Origin of the sequence: Pseudomonas sp. B707 (genome assembly GCF_022496685.1) — a bacterium.
GTDB classification, from domain to species: domain Bacteria; phylum Pseudomonadota; class Gammaproteobacteria; order Pseudomonadales; family Pseudomonadaceae; genus Aquipseudomonas; species Aquipseudomonas paraglycinae.
Map to the genome: position 1 here is coordinate 128,932 of NZ_WTVE01000023.1, position 20,447 is coordinate 149,378.

At 61.2% G+C, this 20,447-nt stretch carries 13 protein-coding genes; 7 read left to right on the top strand and 6 right to left on the bottom strand.

Annotated features, from left to right (window positions below; genetic code table 11):
• Positions 1 to 69: 69 nt before the first annotated feature.
• The 4 genes from GQX66_RS11050 to glnA form a co-directional block, all read right to left on the bottom strand.
• Positions 70 to 693 (bottom strand): DUF4124 domain-containing protein, encoded by a 624-nt coding sequence (locus GQX66_RS11050; RefSeq protein WP_240868898.1) that lies wholly within the window; start codon positions 691 to 693, stop codon positions 70 to 72.
• Complete coding sequence (locus GQX66_RS11055; RefSeq protein ID WP_129973485.1) at positions 690 to 1,196, bottom strand: DUF4124 domain-containing protein; 507 nt, start codon at positions 1,194 to 1,196, stop codon at positions 690 to 692. Before GQX66_RS11055 ends, GQX66_RS11050 begins: the two co-directional genes overlap by 4 nt.
• Positions 1,197 to 1,295: 99 nt before the next feature.
• A complete protein-coding gene (locus tag GQX66_RS11060; RefSeq protein WP_240868899.1) occupies positions 1,296 to 2,639 on the bottom strand; it encodes a hypothetical protein in 1,344 nt (447 codons plus the stop codon).
• A 74-nt stretch (positions 2,640 to 2,713) separates the two neighbouring features.
• Positions 2,714 to 4,120 carry a glutamate--ammonia ligase gene (gene glnA, locus GQX66_RS11065; RefSeq protein WP_011332032.1) on the bottom strand — a complete coding sequence of 469 codons (1,407 nt, stop codon included), beginning with the start codon at positions 4,118 to 4,120 and terminating at the stop codon, positions 2,714 to 2,716.
• A 327-nt stretch (positions 4,121 to 4,447) separates the two neighbouring features.
• Between glnA and thiI the strand changes: the two genes are divergently transcribed.
• The gene (thiI, locus tag GQX66_RS11070; RefSeq protein ID WP_085746385.1) at positions 4,448 to 5,902 is read left to right on the top strand and encodes a tRNA uracil 4-sulfurtransferase ThiI; all 1,455 of its coding nucleotides are present in this window, start codon (positions 4,448 to 4,450) and stop codon (positions 5,900 to 5,902) included.
• Between the two features lie 139 nt (positions 5,903 to 6,041).
• Positions 6,042 to 7,862 (top strand): translational GTPase TypA, encoded by a 1,821-nt coding sequence (typA, locus tag GQX66_RS11075; protein ID WP_007952502.1) that lies wholly within the window; start codon positions 6,042 to 6,044, stop codon positions 7,860 to 7,862.
• A 215-nt stretch (positions 7,863 to 8,077) separates the two neighbouring features.
• Here typA and GQX66_RS11080 read toward each other — a convergent pair whose 3' ends face one another.
• A complete protein-coding gene (locus GQX66_RS11080; protein ID WP_007961740.1) occupies positions 8,078 to 8,515 on the bottom strand; it encodes a YkgJ family cysteine cluster protein in 438 nt (145 codons plus the stop codon).
• 258 nt (positions 8,516 to 8,773) lie between these two features.
• Between GQX66_RS11080 and GQX66_RS11085 the strand changes: the two genes are divergently transcribed.
• The 5 genes from GQX66_RS11085 to GQX66_RS11105 all read left to right on the top strand — a co-directional run bounded on the left by GQX66_RS11085 (position 8,774) and on the right by GQX66_RS11105 (position 18,096).
• Positions 8,774 to 11,224: a glycogen/starch/alpha-glucan phosphorylase gene (locus GQX66_RS11085; RefSeq protein ID WP_240868904.1), complete on the top strand. Its 2,451-nt coding sequence runs from the start codon at positions 8,774 to 8,776 to the stop codon at positions 11,222 to 11,224.
• Positions 11,225 to 11,326: 102 nt separating this feature from the next.
• Positions 11,327 to 14,923, top strand: coding sequence for a DUF2339 domain-containing protein (locus GQX66_RS11090; RefSeq protein WP_240868906.1), 3,597 nt, complete (start codon positions 11,327 to 11,329; stop codon positions 14,921 to 14,923).
• Positions 14,920 to 16,284 carry a DUF3999 domain-containing protein gene (locus GQX66_RS11095; RefSeq protein WP_240868909.1) on the top strand — a complete coding sequence of 455 codons (1,365 nt, stop codon included), beginning with the start codon at positions 14,920 to 14,922 and terminating at the stop codon, positions 16,282 to 16,284. Before GQX66_RS11090 ends, GQX66_RS11095 begins: the two co-directional genes overlap by 4 nt.
• Before the next feature lie 195 nt (positions 16,285 to 16,479).
• Entirely contained in the window at positions 16,480 to 17,490 is a 1,011-nt protein-coding gene (locus tag GQX66_RS11100) for a class 1 fructose-bisphosphatase (RefSeq protein ID WP_007952492.1), read from the top strand.
• Between the two features lie 3 nt (positions 17,491 to 17,493).
• Positions 17,494 to 18,096, top strand: a complete 603-nt coding sequence (locus tag GQX66_RS11105; protein WP_240868914.1) for a DUF924 family protein — start codon at positions 17,494 to 17,496, stop codon at positions 18,094 to 18,096.
• 216 nt (positions 18,097 to 18,312) lie between these two features.
• Here GQX66_RS11105 and GQX66_RS11110 read toward each other — a convergent pair whose 3' ends face one another.
• A complete protein-coding gene (locus tag GQX66_RS11110; protein ID WP_203546252.1) occupies positions 18,313 to 20,205 on the bottom strand; it encodes a methyl-accepting chemotaxis protein in 1,893 nt (630 codons plus the stop codon).
• Between the last annotated feature and the right edge of the window lie 242 nt (positions 20,206 to 20,447).

Here is a 20,447-nt window from a genome sequence, read left to right on the forward strand (position 1 = left end):
CCAAAATGGGTTGGAATGTGAGAACGGTGCAGTGTATTGCACCAATATAGTGCGCAAAGCTGAACGACGTCAGAAGAAACGCAGGAAAGGATTTTTCGGTTCGGCGGGTTTGTCTTTCAGCGGGCATTCCGGGCGCACGCCATAGTCGGCGCTGACGCACGGTTTGACCTGACGTTTCTGCACCAGGGAAATGCGCTGCATGTGGAACGGCTGGTTGGCGGTTTTCTCCACGGTTCGGCCCTGGGCATCGAGGATCTCCACCGACAGGTTGTGGCTGCCGCGATCAATGTTGCTCAGCGGGAACACCGGGCTCAGACCGGGTTCGCCGACGGCCTGACCATCCAGCAGCAGGCGATACAGGTGACCTCTTTGCAGGCCCGGTTCGCTGGTGACGCTGACGATCAGCTCACCGGCGCTGCTGCGAATGGTCGCATCAGGCTCGGGGATCAGCACGCGCAGCATGTCGTAGTGGAACAGTGGCGGCTCTGCTGATTTCTTCGACGGTGTGACCGGTGCAGCGGCGGTCGGATTCGAGGCCATGCGATTGCTGGTGGCCAGCGGCACACGCTTGGCGTTGCCGTGCGGTTGGTCCGTATAGACACGATTGCCCTGGGCGTCGATGTAAGTGAACACCTCGGCCGATGCGCCAAACGCGATCAGAAACAGGCACAGGGCAATCAATCCCTGCGTCATGGCTTGTGCACCCGCTGCACGGTGAACACCACCGCAGGACTCTGCTGAATGATCGCCTCGCCGTTGATCACCTGCACCGCCAGCCGATGCTCGCCCCGGTCAACGTTTACCAGTTGCAGGATCGGCACGTTGCTCGGCTGGCCATAAGGCGCGTCGTCCAGCAGCAGACGCAATTGATGCGGCGGTTGCAGGCGCGGCTTGATCAGCACGCTGACCGTGAACGTGCCGTTGTTGGCGCGCAGGGCCTCCTCGGTGGGCAGGCCGGTCAGCTCCAGCACTTCATAGGCATTGCGCGCAGGCTCGCGACTGGGCGTGTCTGAAGAGGGCGCACTCGGTGCCTGCGGCTGCACGCTGTTGAGCGGCGGCAACTCCACCGGCTGCGCCTGCACACCATCCGGCGCGTGATCGCTGTACACCGTGTTGCCGCTGGCGTCGGTGTACTTGTAGATCTGCGCGGCGGCGGGCAGGGCGATCAGCAGCAGGAAGAAAAAACCACGACCCATGGATTCGACCGATCAACAATGAAATTGGCTTGCAGCATAGGCCAGGGGCGGCGGTAAGCCCAATCGGGACAATATCCGCTCACACAAACCGTTCAGGATTTATTGTGCGGCGCCAGGCGTAACGGCATTCTCGCGGGCGCCGGACAGGACGCCTGCCTTGTAGTGCTCGATCAGGACCGGCGCACCCTTGGTGTCGACTTCGCGCAACTCGCCTTCCTTTACGTCGTCAACAAAGTTGACGTTGAGGATGTGGCCATTGTCGAGCCTGGTCACCCAGAGGCCTTGGCGTTTGTCATCGCGATATTCACCGCGCTCGGTAGTGCCACGGACAGTCAATTCGCTGAGGCCGTTGAGTTGGCCGTGGGCATAGGTCTGGAATCCGGTGGCGACCCATTCCATGTCGTCGTGGTTGAGAAGCTGCCAACGACCCTCGCGCAAATCATTGTGGAATTCGCCCTCCAACGTTTGCCCATCCTGGTACAGCGTCCACTGGCCCTCTCGTTTGCCCTCTACGAAATTGCCGGACTCCGAATATTTCTCGTCTTTGGAAGAAGACCACGGGCCGATCCGCACACCCTGCGTGTAGGCACCTTGGGCCGAGAGCGAGCCGGAATCATAAGACACCGATTGGCCGTCTTCGCTGCCGGTGAATTTAGCCGGTTCGGTTTCCCAGGCAATACGCCTCACCCGATAGTTGTAGAGCGTGCGCTTGCCCTCGGCGAGCGTCTCGTCGAGCCATCGCCAGAAAGTAACGGTAAGGAACCGGCCGTTTTTTTCCTGATAGGTCTTCTTGAAGAAGTAAGGTTCGTCATCTGGCGTCGGGTCGCTCAGTGGGTCGTAGTACTGGCCGTAAAAGCTCACCAGTTTTCCTTGGCTGAAATCGAGCTGGTCGAATTCCGGTATGCCGGACGCTTCAAGGAAGAGGCTGTAGTTGAGCGGGGTGATTTGGCTCAGAGCCTTCTTGATGGTCAGGGCGTCGAGGTGTTTGCGACCTTCGGCGATGCGGTCCAGCGCCAGCTGCAATCGCGTGACGCGGCTGTAGAGGTGGTCGTTGGCGTTGTATTTGTAGGCGTAGATTTTGTAGCGGTCGTTTTGCCGAAAAAGCACGAAGCGGGTCGGATCTTCACTGTCGAGCGACATGAGAAAAACCGACTCGATGCTCGCCTGGCCGAAGTCATCAAGCAATTGCGGACGTTCGCCCGGCGTGTCGCAACGGCAGTAATAGCCTTTGACGCCGTTCGTTTCCTTGATGAACGCCAGAGTCATCGAGCTCTCCTGCAAGCCCTGGATCAGCGGGTGAGCCAGCGGCTTGTTTTCATAGAACTCGGCTGCGCCGACTGTCGAGCAGGTGAGGCCGGCCATCAGGGCGATAGCCCGTAACCACTTCATGCGAATCCCTTCGTCAAGGCGCCGGTCATGGCGCGAAAGCGGCGGATTATCCACGGATGAGCGGGCACAAAAAAGGCCTCCCGAAGGAGGCCTCTTTTTGTCACGCCGCGTAGCGCGGCGCTACCGGATCAGCAGCTGTAGTACAGCTCATATTCCAGTGGGTGCACGAAGGTGCGGACCTTGATTTCTTCTTCGGATTTCAGCGCGATGTAAGCGTCGATGAAGTCGTCGGAGAACACGCCGCCCTTGGTCAGGAACGCGCGGCCCTTGTCCAGCTCTTCCAGGGCTTCTTTCAGGCTGCCGCAAACTTGCGGGATCTCTTTCGCCTCTTCAGGCGGCAGGTCGTACAGGTTCTTGTCGGCAGCATCGCCTGGGTGGATCTTGTTCTGGATACCGTCCAGACCGGCCATCAGCAGTGCTGCGAAAGCCAGGTACGGGTTGGCAGCCGGATCCGGGAAACGGGCTTCGATACGACGGCCTTTAGGGCTGTTGACGTAAGGAATACGGATCGAGGCGGAACGGTTGCGAGCCGAGTAGGCCAGCATTACCGGAGCTTCGAAGCCTGGCACCAGACGCTTGTACGAGTTGGTGGCCGGGTTGGTGAAGCCGTTCAGGGCCTTACCGTGCTTGATGATGCCGCCGATGAAGTACAGGGCGGTGTCGGACAGGCCGGCATAACCTTCACCCGCGAAGGTGTTCTTGCCATCTTTGGAGATGGACATGTGAACGTGCATGCCCGAACCGTTGTCGCCGTACAGCGGCTTCGGCATGAAGGTCGCGGTGCGGCCGTAGGCGTCGGCAACGTTGTGCACAACGTACTTCAGGGTCTGGGTTTCGTCGGCTTTCTTCACCAGGGTGTTGAACTTGACGCCGATTTCGTTCTGGCCGGCAGTTGCCACTTCGTGGTGGTGAACTTCAACGGTCAGGCCCATTTCTTCCAGTGCGTTGCACATGGAGGTACGGATTTCGTGGTCGTGGTCGAACGGCGGAACCGGGAAGTAGCCGCCTTTCACGCCTGGACGGTGGCCTTTGTTGCCGCCTTCCACGTCCTGGTCGGACATCCACGAGCCTTGCTCGGAGTAGATCTTGAACATCGAACCGGAGATGTCGGACTTGAACTTCACTTCGTCGAAGATGAAGAACTCTGGCTCTGGACCGGCGAATACGGTGTCACCGATACCGGTGGTCTTCAGGTATTCCTCGGCGCGGCGGGCGATGGCGCGCGGGTCGCGATCGTAACCTTGCATGGTCGAAGGTTCGATGATGTCGCAGACCAGAATCAGGGTCGGCTCTTCGGTGAACGGGTCCAGAACGGCGGTTTCGTCGTCCGGCAGCAGGATCATGTCGGAGGCTTCGATGCCTTTCCAGCCAGCGATGGAGGAACCGTCGAACATCTTGCCAACTTCGAAGAAGTCGTCTTCCAGCGCATCGCGAGCCGGCATGGTCACGTGGTGCTGAGTGCCTTTGGTGTCCGTGAAGCGCAGATCAATCCACTTGACGTCATGATCTTTGATGAGTTGAACCGACTTCGACATAGTGTCCTCCGGGTGAATTAGGGCGGGTAGTGGATGCCCTTAATAGTGGTGATGCCGGCGCGAATACTCTGCCAAGGCAACCTGCCTCACAAGGGAGCAAATTGCATGCCAGTGCCCCAGCATGGGTTTTTTGCCCCAAATTCACGCTTCTAAAGGTCGAAAGCGCCTTAAAGGCGAAAATCTCGCCCTTTAATGTAGCGCTCAAATCGAAAAATGACCCGTTTTGGTGCGCGCAAAACCTTCTGCACATTAACTGGTTAAACCTTGAGCAATTTCCGCTATAATCCGCGCCCCCCTTTTTCGGCTGGCCCTGCGCGCGCTGTTTTCATGAAACTAATCGTAAAAGTCTTCCCCGAGATCACCATCAAAAGCCGACCTGTCCGGACGAAATTCATCCGCCAGCTGGCCAAGAACATCCGCACCGTGCTCCGCGACCTGGACCCGGCCGTGGTGGTGAACGGTGTGTGGGACAATCTCGAGCTGGAAACCCGCGTCACCGACCCCAAGGCCCTGAAAGAGATGGGCGAACGCCTGACCTGCATGCCGGGCATCGCGCATTTTCTGCAGATCGACGAGTACCCGCTGGGCGACTTCGACGACATCACCGAGAAGTGCAAGCAGCACTACGGCGATGCGCTGGCCGGGAAGATTTTTTCGGTGCGCTGCAAGCGTGCGGGCAAGCATGCGTTCAGCTCGATGGACGTCGAAAAATACGTCGGCAGCAAGCTGCGCCGTGAGTGCGGCGCTGCCGGAATCGACCTGAAACAGCCGGAAATCGAAGTCCGCATCGAAGTTCGCGACAAACGGTTGTTCGTGATCCACAGCCAGCACAATGGCATCGGCGGCTACCCGCTCGGTGCGCTGGAGCAGACGCTGGTATTGATGTCCGGCGGTTTTGACTCGACGGTTGCCGCGTACCAGATCCTTCGTCGGGGTCTGATGACGCACTTCTGCTTCTTCAACCTGGGCGGTCGTGCCCACGAATTGGGCGTAATGGAAGTCGCGCATTTCATCTGGAAGAAGTACGGCAGCTCGCAACGCGTGCTATTTGTCAGTGTTCCGTTCGAAGAAGTCTTGGGCGAAATTCTCGGCAAGGTCGACGACAGTCATATGGGCGTCGTATTGAAGCGTATGATGTTGCGCGCGGCGTCGAACATTGCCGAACGCCTGCACATCGATGCGCTGGTCACCGGTGAAGCGATTTCCCAGGTGTCGAGCCAGACGCTGCCGAACCTGTCGGTCATCGATTGCGTCACCGACAAGCTGGTGCTGCGACCGCTGATCGTCGCCCACAAGCAGGACATCATCGACACGGCCGACCAGATCGGTACCGGTGATTTCGCCCGGCACATGCCGGAATACTGCGGCGTCATCTCGGTCAACCCGAAGACCGCCGCCAAGCGTGGCCGGGTCGAGCACGAAGAGCAGGAATTCGACATGGCGGTGCTCGAGCGTGCGCTCGCAAACGCCAGACTGGTGCCGATCGATCGGGTGATCGACGAATTGGGCCAGGATTTGCAGATCGAAGAAGTCAGCGAAGCGCTGGCCGGTCAGATCGTCATCGACATCCGCCACCCGGATGCCGCCGAGGATGACCCGCTGGAACTCGCCGGCATAGAGGTACAGACGATGCCGTTCTACGCAGTGAACGCTCGTTTCAAGGAACTGGACCCTACTCGCCAGTACCTGCTGTATTGCGACAAAGGCGTGATGAGTCGCCTGCATGCCCACCATTTGCTCAGTGAGGGGCATGCCAATGTGCGCGTTTATCGACCGAGCTAAGTGCCCGGGGCTGTTTGCCTGTGGCCTGCGTCACCGGCCCCCCGACACCGCCGTCAAGCTGTAACGGCCATGCCGGACACTACTGTCAATCGCTGCCAAGACTTGTCAGCAAACCGAATCCTCTGATCGAGATACACAAGTGATCGAAAATCTACGCAACATCGCCATCATTGCCCACGTTGACCATGGTAAGACCACCCTGGTAGACAAACTCCTGCGTCAATCCGGCACTCTGGAGCGCAACGAGCTCAACGACGAGCGCGTGATGGACTCCAACGACCAGGAAAAAGAGCGCGGCATTACCATTCTGGCGAAAAACACCGCCATCAACTGGAACGGCTACCACATCAACATCGTGGACACCCCGGGCCACGCCGACTTCGGCGGCGAAGTCGAGCGCGTAATGTCCATGGTTGACTCCGTGCTGCTGCTGGTCGACGCCCAGGACGGCCCTATGCCGCAAACCCGTTTCGTGACCAAGAAGGCTTTCGAAGCCGGCCTGCGTCCAATCGTGGTCATCAACAAGGTTGACCGTCCGGGCGCGCGTCCTGACTGGGTTCTGGACCAGATCTTCGATCTGTTCGACAACCTGGGCGCTACCGAAGAACAACTGGACTTCCAGGTTGTTTACGCTTCTGCCCTGAACGGCATCGCCGGTCTGGACCACACCGCCATGGGCGAAGACATGACCGCGCTGTACCAGGCGGTAGTCGACCACGTTCCGCCTCCGGCTGTTGACCGTGACGGTCCGTTCCAGATGCAGATCTCCGCTCTGGACTACAACAGCTTCCTGGGTGTTATCGGTGTTGGCCGTATCGCTCGTGGTCGCGTCAAGCCGAACACTCCGGTTGTTGCTATCAGCGCCGACGGCAAGCGCCGCAACGGTCGTATCCTGAAGCTGATGGGTCACCACGGTCTGCACCGCGTTGACGTTGAAGAAGCAGCAGCCGGCGACATCGTCTGCATCAGCGGTTTCGACGAGCTGTTCATCTCCGACACCCTGTGCGACATCAACAACGTCGAGGCGATGAAGCCTCTGACCGTTGACGAGCCAACCGTTTCCATGACCTTCCAGGTAAACGACTCGCCATTCTGCGGTAAAGAAGGCAAGTTCGTGACCTCCCGTAACATCAAGGATCGTCTGGACAAAGAGCTGCTGTACAACGTTGCACTGCGCGTTGAAGAAGGCGACTCGGCTGACAAGTTCAAGGTATCCGGCCGTGGTGAGCTGCACCTCTCGGTACTGATCGAAACCATGCGTCGCGAAGGCTTCGAGCTGGCGCTGGGCCGTCCTGAAGTGATCATCCGTGAAGTTGACGGCGTGAAGCAGGAACCGTTCGAAAACGTAACCATCGACATCCCTGAAGAATCCCAGGGCAAGGTCATGGAAGAAATGGGTCTGCGTAAAGGCGACCTGAGCAACATGGTGCCGGATGGCAAAGGCCGTGTTCGTCTGGAATACAACATCCCTGCTCGCGGTCTGATCGGTTTCCGTAACCAGTTCCTGACCCTGACCAACGGTGCTGGCATCCTGACCTCGATCTTCGACCGTTACGCTCCAGTGAAGTCGGGCCACATGTCCGGCCGTCAGAACGGCGTTCTGGTTTCGGTTGAAACCGGCAAGGCACTGACCTACTCCCTGGAAACCCTGCAGGCTCGTGGCAAGCTGTTCGTAGAACACGGCCAGGAGATCTACAACGGTCAGATCGTTGGTCAGAACTCCCGCGACAACGACCTGGGTGTGAACCCGACCAAAGGCAAGAAGCTCGACAACATGCGTGCTTCGGGTAAAGACGAAACCATCGCTCTGGTCCCACCTGTTCGCTTCACCCTGGAACAGGCTCTGGAATACATCCAGGAAGACGAGCTGTGCGAAGTTACGCCTAAGTCCATCCGTCTTCGCAAGAAGATCCTGGACGAAAGCGAGCGTACCCGCGCTGCCAAGAAAGCCAAGGCGTAATTTAGCCCAGGCTTGAAAAAACGCCCCCGGTCGAGAGACCGGGGGCGTTTTTGTTTGTCCGGGATTTATGCGGTGTTTGTGCGGGCCCCATCGCTGGCAAGCCAGCTCCCACAGGGTTTTGGGGGGAACACAAGTTACTTGATCACCAGTAACCTTTGTGGGAGCTGGCTTGCCAGCGAAGGCGGCCGATCAGCCGCCGAACATCTCAGGGCAGATCAGAACTTCTCGATCGACCGCGAATTCTGCACCCGTTCCACTTCCTTCGGCTTGTACGCGCAATAGCCAGGGCGCGGGCCGATCTTCGGGTGGTTGCGGCAGGTGTCCGGGCGCTTGTCATAAATGGTGCACAGGCGGCTCTTACGATCCAGGTAGTAGCAATCGTTGTTGCTCATGCGCTGCAGGGTGAAGATCCCCGACTTCTGATTGAAGCGCTCGACCAGACCTTCCTTTTGCAGACGCTTGGCGATGTTCTTCGGCGGGTCGCCCAGTTCGAACTCGTCGACCACACCGATGCGCACCAGATCCTTGATCTTGACCTCGACCGGCAGCGTGCAGCAGCTGGAAACGCACGAGCCGCACATCGGGGCCGAATATTTGGCCCAGGTATCGAGACGGTCGATCTCGGCTGCGGCGATCAGGTTGGGCTTCATCATCGGTGTTTACCAGGCGTGTGCGTCAGGGCGCGCGATCATACCGGGACTGGTGGATTTTTGAACAACCTTTCGCCAGATTTTTTCTTCATGCGCGCACATCGTCCGACAATTCGGCACGGCCCCTGCATTCATTGAGGCATTCGCCAGAGTATTGCCGGTCGATCTCACACTCTCGGTAAAAACTGCCGAACCAGAGCCCTTACCGTCGGTCAGACCGTCTAGGCTCTGACAACTCCCCGCTCGCTCGAGGTCCTATCGATGACTCAAGAACCACTAGTTCGCGAAGCAGAGGTGGCCGCATTCCGCGACGCCGTCCTGACCAAACTCACCTACGCGGTGGGCAAAGACCCGGATCACGCCTTCGACCATGACTGGTTCGAAGCCATCGCCCTGGCGGCGCGCGATCACATGGTCGAGCACTGGATGGACCATACCCGGCAGATCTACCGCAAAGGCCAGAAGCGGGTGTATTACCTCTCGCTGGAATTTCTCATCGGCCGTTTGCTCTACGACAGCCTGAGCAACCTCGGTTTGCTGGACGTCGCCCGTGAAGCCTTGACCGAGCTGGGCGTCGATCTGGAGCGCATCCGTATCCTGGAGCCGGATGCGGCGCTGGGCAACGGTGGCCTCGGACGATTGGCGGCGTGCTTCATGGAAAGCATGTCGACCCTCGGTATCGCTGGCCACGGCTACGGCATTCGTTATGAGCACGGGTTGTTCCGTCAGGCGATTGTCGACGGTTGGCAACAGGAACAGACCGAGCACTGGCTGGATTTCGGCAACCCCTGGGAGTTCGAGCGGCCAGAGGTGGTCTATCCGATCGGCTTTGGCGGCAGCGTCGAGACCGTCACCGACGCCAGCGGCAAGTCCCGGCAAGTCTGGCACCCGGCGGAAACCGTCCGGGCGATTGCCTACGACACCCCGGTGGTCGGCTGGCGCGGGGCGAGCGTCAACACCTTGCGCCTGTGGCGGGCGCGGGCGATGGAGGACCTGCATCTGGAGCGCTTCAACGCCGGTGACCACCTGGGCGCCGTCGCCGAAGTGGCCCGGGCCGAGAGTATCTCCCGCGTGCTCTACCCGGCGGACAGCACCGAAGCCGGGCAGGAACTGCGCCTGCGTCAGGAATACTTCTTCGTCGCCGCGTCGCTTCAGGATTTGCTGCGCCGTCATCGCAACATGCACACCTCGGTGCTGACCCTCGGCGATCACGCGGCGATCCAGCTCAACGACACCCACCCTTCGATCGCTGTCGCCGAACTGATGCGCCAACTGGTCGACGTCTACGACGTGGCCTGGGACGCGGCGTGGCAAGTCACCGTCGATACGCTGTCGTACACCAACCACACGCTGCTGCCCGAAGCGCTGGAAACCTGGCCGGTGGGGCTGATGGAACGCATGCTGCCGCGGCACATGCAGATCATTTATCTGATCAACGCCCAGCACATCGATTCGCTGCGGGCCAAGGGCATCCACGATTTCGACGTGCTGCGCGCGGTGTCGCTGATCGAGGAAGACAACGGCCGCCGGGTGCGCATGGGCAATCTCGCGTTTCTCGGTTCCCACAGCGTCAACGGCGTGTCCGGGCTGCACACGCAGCTGATGCGCAAAACCGTGTTCGCCGAACTGCACAAGCTGTATCCGGAGCGGATCAACAACAAAACCAACGGCATCACCTTCCGCCGCTGGCTGTACCAAGCGAACCCGGAATTGACGTCGATGCTGGTCGATTCCCTCGGCGCGGATGTTCTGGATAACCCCGAACAGCGTCTGCTCGATCTTGAACCGTTCGCCGAGAAACCCGCCTTCCGCAAAGCCTTCGCCGAGCAACGGTTGCACAGCAAAAAAGCCCTCGCCTATCTGATCCATGAACGGCTGGGGATCGCGGTCAACCCGGCGGCGATGTTCGACGTGCAGGTCAAACGGATCCATGAATACAAACGTCAGTTGCTCAATTTGATGCACACCGTCGCGCTGTATCAGGCGATCCGCGCCGAGCCGGAAATCGACTGGGTGCCGCGGGTGAAAATCTTCGCCGGCAAAGCCGCGGCGAGTTATCACCAGGCCAAGCTGATCATCAAGCTGACCAACGACATCGCCCGGGTGGTGAATAACGACCCGACCGTGCGTGGCCTGCTCAAAGTGGTGTTCCTGCCCAACTACAACGTCAGCCTGGCGGAGAGCATCATTCCGGCGGCGGACCTGTCGGAGCAGATCTCCACCGCCGGTTTCGAAGCCTCGGGCACCAGCAACATGAAGTTCGGCCTGAACGGCGCGCTGACCATCGGCACCCTCGACGGCGCCAACGTGGAAATGTGCGAGAGCATCGGCGCCGAGCACATGTTCATCTTTGGCCTGAGCGCTCAACAGGTCGAAGCGCGCAAGCAGAACCACGAGTTCAGCGCGGTGCCGGACATTGCCGCGTCCCATCGCCTCAATGATGTGTTGCAGGCGATTCGCAGCGGGGTGTTCTCGCCGGACGACACGTCGCGCTACACCGGGCTGATCGATTCGCTGGTGGATTACGACCGGTTCTTCGTCTGCGCCGATTTCGACTCCTACTGGGAGGCGCAGATGCGCGTCGATGCGCTCTGGCACGACGCCAATAACTGGTGGCGTTCGGCGGTGCTGAATACTTCGCGCATGGGCTGGTTCTCCTCCGACCGGACGATCCGCGAGTACGCCACGGATATCTGGAAGGCACTGGAGTAACTTTTAGCGACAAATGTGCGCCCGGCCCCACGATTGTTGGGTCGGGCCGATATACTGAGCCTTGGTTCCGCCCCGCCACGGGGCTGCTCAGGGATATCGACCATGCAATGGATGTTCATGTTGATCGGGCTGCTGCTCGGCTGGCTGCTCGACGAGTCGTTCAGCGATGCGCTGTTGGGCGCGTTGCTGGGGCTCGCCATCGGGCAGGCGATGCGTATCGCGCGGCTCGGTTCACAGGCTGTCGAGCAACAGCGTCAGCTGGATCACGCGAAGATTGCGTTGCAGGGCGTCGAACAGCGACTGTTTCTGCTGGAGGGCGCTCCGGCGCATTCGCCAGCGCCGCCGAGCGTCGCGCCGGCCAGCGAAACGATCATTGAACCCGTCACGGTATTTGAACAACCCGCTGCCGCAGAACCCGAGCTGGTCTGGGAACTGCCACCCGAACTCGAACCTGTTGCGGTCGCCGCCAGCGAACCCGGCCAGCCGCTGCCGGTCGATGTCTGGCGTCTGGACGCCGTTACGCCTGAACCTGAACCCCGACAACCCGCCGAGCCCCGTGGCCCGAATCTCATCGAGCGCGGCATCAGCGCTGCGCGCAACTGGCTGTTCGGTGGCAACACCGTGCTGCGGGTCGGCGTGGTGCTGTTGTTCTTCGGTCTGGCGTTCCTGCTGCGCTACGCCACCGAAGGCATGGTGGTGCCGATCGAATTGCGTTACGCCGGAGTTGCGGCAGCAGCGTTGGGCTTGCTGGCGCTGGGCTGGTGGTTGCGCCATCGCAACAACAGCTACGCCTTGATGCTCCAAGGCACGGGGATCGCGGTGCTGTACCTGACGGTGTTTGCGGCGATGCGTCTGCATCCGCTGCTCGATCCGTCTGCCGCGCTGGGCTTGCTGGTGGCGGTGACGGTGTTTTCGGCCATTCTGGCCATCACCCAGGATTCCCTGGCCCTGGCCTGCGTCGCCGCACTGGGCGGTTTCGCCGCGCCGATCCTGACCTCCACCGGGGCCGGCAACCACGTCGCGCTGTTCAGTTATTTCGCGCTGCTCAACGCCGGCATTCTGGCCATCGCCTGGTTCAAGGCCTGGCGCCTGCTCAACCTGATCGGCTTCGTGGGCACCTTCGGCATCGGTTTCGCCTGGGGCCTGCGTTCGTACACGCCGGAACTGCTGTGGAGCACCGAACCGTTCCTCATTCTGTTCTTCCTGATGTACCTGGCCATCGGTCTGCTGTTCGCCCGGCGCAAGTTGCTGGACATGCCGGACGCCCCGGCGGATGACGATCGCGAGGCGCTGCTGCACTGGTCGGCGCGCAAGGGCGACTACGTCGACGGGACGATGCTGTTCGGTCCGCCGCTGGTGGGTTTCGGCCTGCAATTCGCGCTGGTCCAGCATCTGGAATTCGCTGCCGCGTACAGTGCGCTGGCGCTGGGCATGATCTACATGGCCCTGGCCAAAGTGCTGATGGGCGGTCGGGCGATGTTGCTGGGCGAGACTTGCCTGGCGCTCGGGGTGATTTTCGCCAGCCTGGCGATTCCGCTGGGGCTGGATGCGCGCTGGACGTCCGCGGCCTGGGCGGTGGAGGGTGCGGGGATTTTCTGGCTGGGCTTGCGTCAGCAACGGCCGTTGGCCCGGGCCTTCGCATTACTGCTGCAACTCGGTTCGGCGCTGGCGTTTCTCAGTCAGTTGCGCGTTGGCGAAAGCAGCCTGCTCGACGGAGCGCCGCTGGGCGCATTGATGCTCGGCGCGGCGTTGCTGTTCAGCTTCTACCAATTGCGCAAGGCGTTGCCGGAGCAAACCTCGCCGTGGGAGCGCCAAGGGCTGCCAGTGCTGGCGAGTCTGGGGCTGACCTTCCTGTATCTGCTGGCGCCGCTGTTCTTCTTCATTCAGGGCACGGCGATCAGTTGGGCATTGGCCGGGCTGGCGACCTTGTTCGTCGGCTTGCGCCTGCAATCGCGCACGTTCCTGTTCACCGCGTTTGCCGTGCAACTGCTCGGCGGAGCGTTGTTCCTGTTGCGCCTGCAAGGGGCGGGCGAGGATTCGGCGGCCGTGTTCAGCGCTGGCTGGAGCGGTTTGCTCAGCGCCTCGTTGATCGGTCTGGCGCTGATCGCCGGCATGCTGCTGGCGGCGCGCGACGAGATGGTGCGCAGCGATGTTCGCCTGCTGCGCGGTTTGTCGGTGGTGCTGCTGGCGGGTCTGGTGCTGATCAATCTGGCGGTGTTGTTTGTGCTGCCGTGGCAGACCGCGAGCGCGGTGTGGGCGGCCAGTGGCTTGCTGATCATCTGGCTCAGTCTGTACCTCAAGCAGCGCGTGAGTTTTGTGTTCGGTCTGCTGTTGCAACTGATCGGCGGCGCAGCGTTTTTGCTGGCCGGCCCCGAGTTGCTCGGGCCGCTGTCCAGCGAGGGGCTGCGACCGCTGGCCCATGGCGGATTCTGGACGCCACTGGTGCTGGGCCTGGCGGCGATGATCGGAGCGTGGCGCCTGCAACTGGGCAATCACGCCTCGGCGTTCGATGTGCTGAGCCTGCATCGCCTGTCCGAAGTGTTGCTGGTGTGGGGCGCCGGTTGGTGGGCGCTGGCGTGGTTCAGCGAAGTGATGCGGTTTGCGCCGCTGAATCTGCAAGCGACGCTGTTGCTGCTGGTCGCCGCGCTGAGCGTCGCGTTGTGGACGTTGTTGGTCTTGCGTCTGAAATGGCCTTCGCTCGGGTTGCTCTGCACCGTGCTGATTCCGGCGGCTGGACTGGTGTTGCTCGGCGCGTGGCACTTGCGTTATCACCCGGCGGCGGATTTCGGCTGGCTGGCCTGGGCTGCGGTGTTCGTCGTGCATTTCATCAGCCTGCGGCGTCTGGCACCGATGCTGCCGGCGCGGGCCTTGAGCACGGCCCATGTGCTCGGTTGCTGGCTGCTGATCGGCGTGCTGGCGCTGGAGTTGCGCTACGGCCTGCTGCTGTTGTCCGAGCAGTACAACGCCTGGCGCTGGCTGGGCTGGGCGATTCTGCCGAGCGTGTATCTGTTGCTGATGGCTGCACCGCGTCAATGGCCATGGCCGGTGGCAGCGTTCCCTCGTGAATATCGCCTGTACGCGGCGGCGCCGCTGACGGTGCTGATGCTGGTCTGGTTCTGGCTGGCCAATGGCGTCAGCGATGGCAATGCCGAGCCGCTGCCTTTTGTGCCGCTGCTCAACCCGCTGGAATTGGGTCTGCTGTTTGCGTTGTTCGGTGTCTACGTCTGGTCGCGTAGCGCCGTGGCCGAGCTGTTGATCCGCCAGGACTACGCGGCTTATGCGACGCAACTGATCGCCGGTGTTTCGCTGTTTGCGTTCTGCACTGCGCTGGTCACCCGCGCCGCGCACCATTGGGCGGGGATTCCGTTCGAGCTCGATCTGCTGCTCGAATCGATGCTGGTGCAGGCCGGTCTGTCCATCGTCTGGACGCTGATGGCGCTCGGACTGATGATCGGCGGGCACCTGCGTCATCGCCGCGAAGTGTGGTTGATCGGCGCAGCGCTGATTGCGCTGGTGGTGGCCAAACTGATTTTTGTCGAATTGAGCAACCGTGGCGGACTGGCCCGGATTGTCTCGTTCATCGGCGTCGGCGTGTTGCTGCTGGTTGTGGGCTATTTTGCGCCGCTGCCGCCCAAACGCGTCGAAGCTGTACCGGCGGCGGACAAACCGGCCCCGGAAACCGAAGGAGTGTCGTCTTGAGTCGCAAGCTTAATCTCGGGTGGCTGTTGCTGGGCGTGGCCATGACGGCCGGCGCCCAGGAAAAACCGGCGGACTTCGCCGCGCAGGTGCCGTTGGCGGTCAGTGGTTCCGGCCCTTGGTATCGCCTCGAACTGCCGCTGAGCGTGCAGTTGCAGGCGCGCCAGACTGATCTCAGCGACCTGCGAGTGTTCAACGCCGCCGGAGAACCGCAGGCCTATGCGCTGGCCCGGGAATCAGCCCAGACCCGCGACGACGGTCAGTTGCATGAGGTGAAGTGGTTCCCGCTGTACAACTCGGCGGATGCCACCGAGCGCGCGCCAAGCGTCCGCGTGCAATCCACCACCACCGGTACGCTGGTGGAAGTGCAGCCGTCCAGCCAACTGGAAGCGGGCGAGGAAGTGCTGCGCGGTTGGCTGCTCGATGCCAGCGCGATCAAGGCGCCGTTGCAGCAATTGATCCTCGACTGGACCAGCGAGCGCGACGGCTTCCAGCGTTTCAGCATCGAGGCCAGCGACGACTTGCAGCACTGGCAGGCCTGGGGCGAAGGCCAGGTCGCGCGCCTGACCTTTGCCGACGAACGGGTCGAGCAGCATGAAGTGGCGCTGCCGGGGCAATCGGCGCGGTATCTGCGTCTGCTGTGGGATTCACCGGCCTCGGCGCCGGTCCTGACGTCGGTGCAACTGAAAAGCAGCGACCCGCGCAACCTGCCGCTGCCATTGGTCTGGTCGCCGGCGCTGGCCGGCAGCAGCGGCAAGCCCGGCGAATACACCTGGCAGTTGCCGATGGGGCTGAACATCGAGCGGGTGCAGGTCGAACTGAAACAGGCCAACAGCCTGGCACCGGTGACGTTGTCGGGGCGTCGCGAAAACAGTCTGCCGTGGCAACCGCTGAGCAGCGGCTTGCTCTATCGCCTGACCCAGAACGGCCAGGACGTGGTGCAGAACGAATTGCAGCTGTACGGGCAGACCGTGCAGCAGTTGAAACTGACGGTCGACGAACGCGGCGGCGGTCTCGGCGAGCAGGCGCCGAGCGTGAAATACGCGATGCGCGCCACTCAGGTTATCTTCCTCGCCCGGGGTGACGGGCCGTACAGCCTGGCGCTGGGCAATCCGACCGTGAAGACGGCGAACCTGCCGCTGACCACGCTGATCCCCGATTTCAAACCGGAGAAACTGGCCACGCTGGGCAAGGCCACGGTGCAGGGCGAAGCGCTGGCGACCCAGACTTCGACGGCCACCACCTCGGCCACGGCGGATACCAACTGGAAGAAATTCGGCCTGTGGGCGGTGTTGCTGCTCAGCGTGCTGTTTCTGGCGGCAATGGCTTTCAGTCTGCTGCGCAAGCCGCCGGCCAAGTCCTGAATAGGACGGGTGTGGCCTCTACACCCGTCGGGTTTCCAACTACGCTGAATCCGGTGCCTGAACTCTCTCGGTTCGATCACGTCTGATTGCAGGAATTGCACCCGACGCACGTTACCGGGCGTCATTGCTCGCTACGGTTTCAGACTCCCTGTAAACTGCGCGGGTTTTTAGCCCCCCATTCCACCGGAGCCGTCCATGTCCCGCGTTACCCTGAGTCGCTATTTGATTGAGCAGACCCGCAGCAACAACACTCCTGCCGATCTGCGCTTCCTGATCGAAGTGGTGGCGCGTGCCTGTAAAGAGATCAGCCACGCCGTGTCCAAAGGCGCCCTGGGCGGTGTTCTGGGCAGCATGGGCACGGAAAACGTGCAAGGCGAAGTGCAGAAGAAGCTCGACGTGCTGTCGAACGAAATCCTGCTCGAAGCCAACGAGTGGGGCGGTCACCTGGCCGGCATGGCGTCCGAAGAAATGGACAACGCCTACCAGATCCCGGGCAAATACCCGAAAGGCGCCTACCTGCTGGTATTCGACCCGCTGGACGGTTCGTCGAACATCGACATCAACGCCCCGGTCGGCACTATCTTCTCCGTGCTGCGTTGCCCGAACGAATACCTGAGCCAGAACGAAGCGCTGGATGAAAAGGCCTTCCTGCAGCCAGGCACTCAGCAGGTTGCCGCCGGTTATGCGATCTACGGCCCGCAAACCATGCTGGTGCTGACCCTGGGCCACGGTGTCAAAGGCTTCACCCTGGACCGCGAAATGGGCAGCTTCGTGCTGACCCACGAAGACATCACCATTCCTGAATCCACCCAGGAATTCGCCATCAACATGTCCAACCAGCGTCACTGGGAAGCCCCGGTACAGCGCTACGTTTCGGAACTGCTGGCCGGTGAAGAGGGCCCGCTGAAGAAGAACTACAACATGCGTTGGGTCGCGGCGATGGTTGCCGACGTACACCGCATCCTGACCCGTGGCGGTCTGTTCATGTACCCGCGCGACAGCCGCGAGCCGTCCAAGCCGGGCAAACTGCGTCTGATGTACGAAGCCAACCCGATGTCGTTCCTCGTGGAACAGGCGGGCGGCGCTTCCACCGACGGTCACCAGCGCATCCTCGACATCAAGCCTGAAGGCCTGCACCAGCGCGTAGCAGTGTTCCTCGGCTCGAAAGAAGAAGTCGCCCGCGCCACGGCTTACCACAAGGAATAAACCATGACCGCGCCCTGGCAGCCGTTGCTCGATTGGTGGTTCGGTCATGCCGAATCAGCCAGTGAAGTTTCGGCGCAACAGGGCGGGTTGTGGTTCGGCAAGAAAGACAGCCAGGACCTCGAAGCGCGTGAGCGTTTCGGGGTCTTTGTCGATCAGGCCCTCGCTGGCGAATTGACCGAGTGGACGCAACGTCCCGATGGTTGGCTGGCGGTGGTGCTGTTGCTCGACCAACTCCCGCGAATGATCTTTCGCGATACGCCCAAGGCTTTTTCCGGTGATCTACGGGCCCAGAAACTGGTTGCCCAGGGGATTGCTGCAGACTTCGATCGGCAGTTGAAACCGATCCAGCGACTCTTCATCTACCTCGTCTTCGAACACTGCGAAAACCTCGCGGTGCAGAATGAAGCGGTCTCGCGATTCATCGAACTGGTGGCGGAACAGCCGGAAGCGGAGCGCGGGGTGTTTGCCGACAACCTGGATTATGCCGAGCGGCATCAGAAGGTGATTGCGCGGTTTGGACGGTTTCCGCATCGCAATGCGGTGTTGGGGCGGGAGTCTACGGTTGAGGAACTGAAGTTTTTGAAAGAGCCGGGTTCGCGGTTTTAGGGCGATTTTCGGCAACCTGAAAAACCAGCCCTCACCCTAACCCTCTCCCGGAGGGAGAGGGGACTGACCGAGTTGCATGTTCGAGTTACGCTGACTTGAAATACCGAGTTGAACTCAGGTCTGGAAAGCGACAGAGATCGGCTCCCTTTCCCCTCGCCCCCTTGGGGGAGAGGGATGGGCGGGCGGCGTTCCGATGAGGGGGTAAGCTCTTGATCTTCAGATTCTGAAGCTACCCACCAACTGCTTCAGCCGAGCAGCCTGCTGCTCAAGATCCGCACAAGCCCGCAAAGTCGCCTGCAAGTTCTCCACGCCTTCCTGGTTCAGCGTGTTGATCTCGTTGATATCCACGTTGATCGACTCCACCACCGCCGTCTGCTCTTCCGTCGCCGTCGCCACCGACTGGTTCATGCCGTCGATCTCGCCGATGCGCTGGGTCACGCTGCCCAGACGTTCGCCGGCCTGGTTGGCGATGCCGACGCTGCTTTCGCTCTCACGCTGGCTCTCGGTCATGATGCCGACCGCCTGACGCGCGCCGACTTGCAGCTCTTCAATCATCTTCTGCACTTGCTGCGCCGAATCCTGGGTGCGGTGTGCCAGGTTGCGCACTTCGTCGGCGACCACGGCGAATCCGCGACCGGCTTCACCGGCACGGGCCGCTTCGATGGCGGCGTTGAGCGCCAGCAGGTTGGTCTGCTGGGAGATGCTGGTGATCACTTCCAGAATCTGCCCGATGTTCACGGTGTTGCTGTTCAGGGTTTCGATGTTGCCGCAGGAGTCGCTGATCTTCGCCGACAGCTGCTGCATCGCGTGGATGGTTTTATCCACAACCTGCTGGCCGTCTTCGGCCAGGCTGCGCGCGTCGCTTGAGTGTTGCGAGGCGAGGGCAGCGTTCTGGGCGATTTCCTGGGCGGCGGCGCCGAGCTGGTTGATCGCGGCGGCCACGCTGTTGGTGCGCGAGGCCTGCTGGTCGGAGTTGAACATCGACGAGTTGGACGCCGCGACCACGCGCAGGGCGACTTCGTTGACCTGGCCGGTGGCCGAGGAGACTTCGCGGATCGAGGTGTGGATGCGCTCGACGAAACGGTTGAACGACAGCCCCAGCGCACCAAATTCATCGTGGCCGTGGATGGTCAGGCGTTTGGTCAGGTCACCTTCGCCTTCGGCGATGTCGTGCATGGCGCGGCCCATGGTCAGCAGCGGCTGCATCAGCACGCGGATCAGCATGCCGAGCAGCGCGATGATGATCACTACCGCAATGACCATGGCGATCAGCGCCGAGGTGCGAAATTCGCTGAGCATCGAGAACGCGGTGTCCTTGTCCAGCACCAGCGCCACGTACCAGTCGGCCGACGGCACGCCGTTGACGCGGGTGAAGGAGATCAGTTGGGTCTTGCCGTCGAACTCGACTTCTTTCAGACCCGGGCTGACTTTCGGCGCGCCGTTGGGGTAGGCCTCGGCCAGGGTCTTGAGCACCAGCTTGCTGTCCGGGTGGATCAGGATTTTGCCGTCGGCACCGACGATGAAGGCGTGACCATGGCCGCCGAAGTTCAGCGAGTTGATGATCGCACTGACGCTCGACAGGTCAATGTCGGCGCCGGCCACACCGATCATCTGGCCCTGGCGCTGCACCGGGGTGGCGACGGTGATCACCAGTTTGCCCGACGAGGCGGCGATGTACGGTTCGGTGACGATGGTCTGTTGCGCAGCGTTGGCTGCCTTGTACCAGCCACGGGCGCGCGGATCGTAATCCGGCGCGCGGTTGCCGGCCGGGACCGAGAACATCACGCCGTCGGCGCCGCCGAAGTAGCTGAGCTGGAAATTGCCGGTGTAGGCGGGCAGGTCGATGATGCGTTTCAGGCTGGCCGGGGCGTTGCCGTCGGCGACAACCTGTTGCGCCATCGATTGCAGCAACTGGATGCGGCTTTCCAGCCAGGTCTGGATGTTGCTGGTGGTCAGGCTGCCCAGTTCCTGCATCGACGCTTCGGTGCTGCTTTGCAGGGCTTCGCGCTGGCGATAGTCGTTGAACAAAATGAAACAGGCGAACGCAACGGCCACCACGAGGGCGGCAGCCAACAAGATCTTGTGGCTGAATTTCATGTTTCTGGTCATTAAGTGAGCTACCGCGAAGGGGCTGGTCAAGAAAGGGCGGCAATTTGCCACACTCTGGGGCTTTGCGCTGCTCTTATTTCGACCGCCGCGCGCCAAAGATTAGGCGCTTTTTGCTAAAAGCGACGAAATGCTCGATAGCCTTACAAACTGTCTGATTTACCGGCGAAAGCCGGACGAGCGGGCTAACAAATAGCCAGTCTCCCAGGGAACCAGACAGGGGTTTTCTCTTCTAAGCTTCTGGT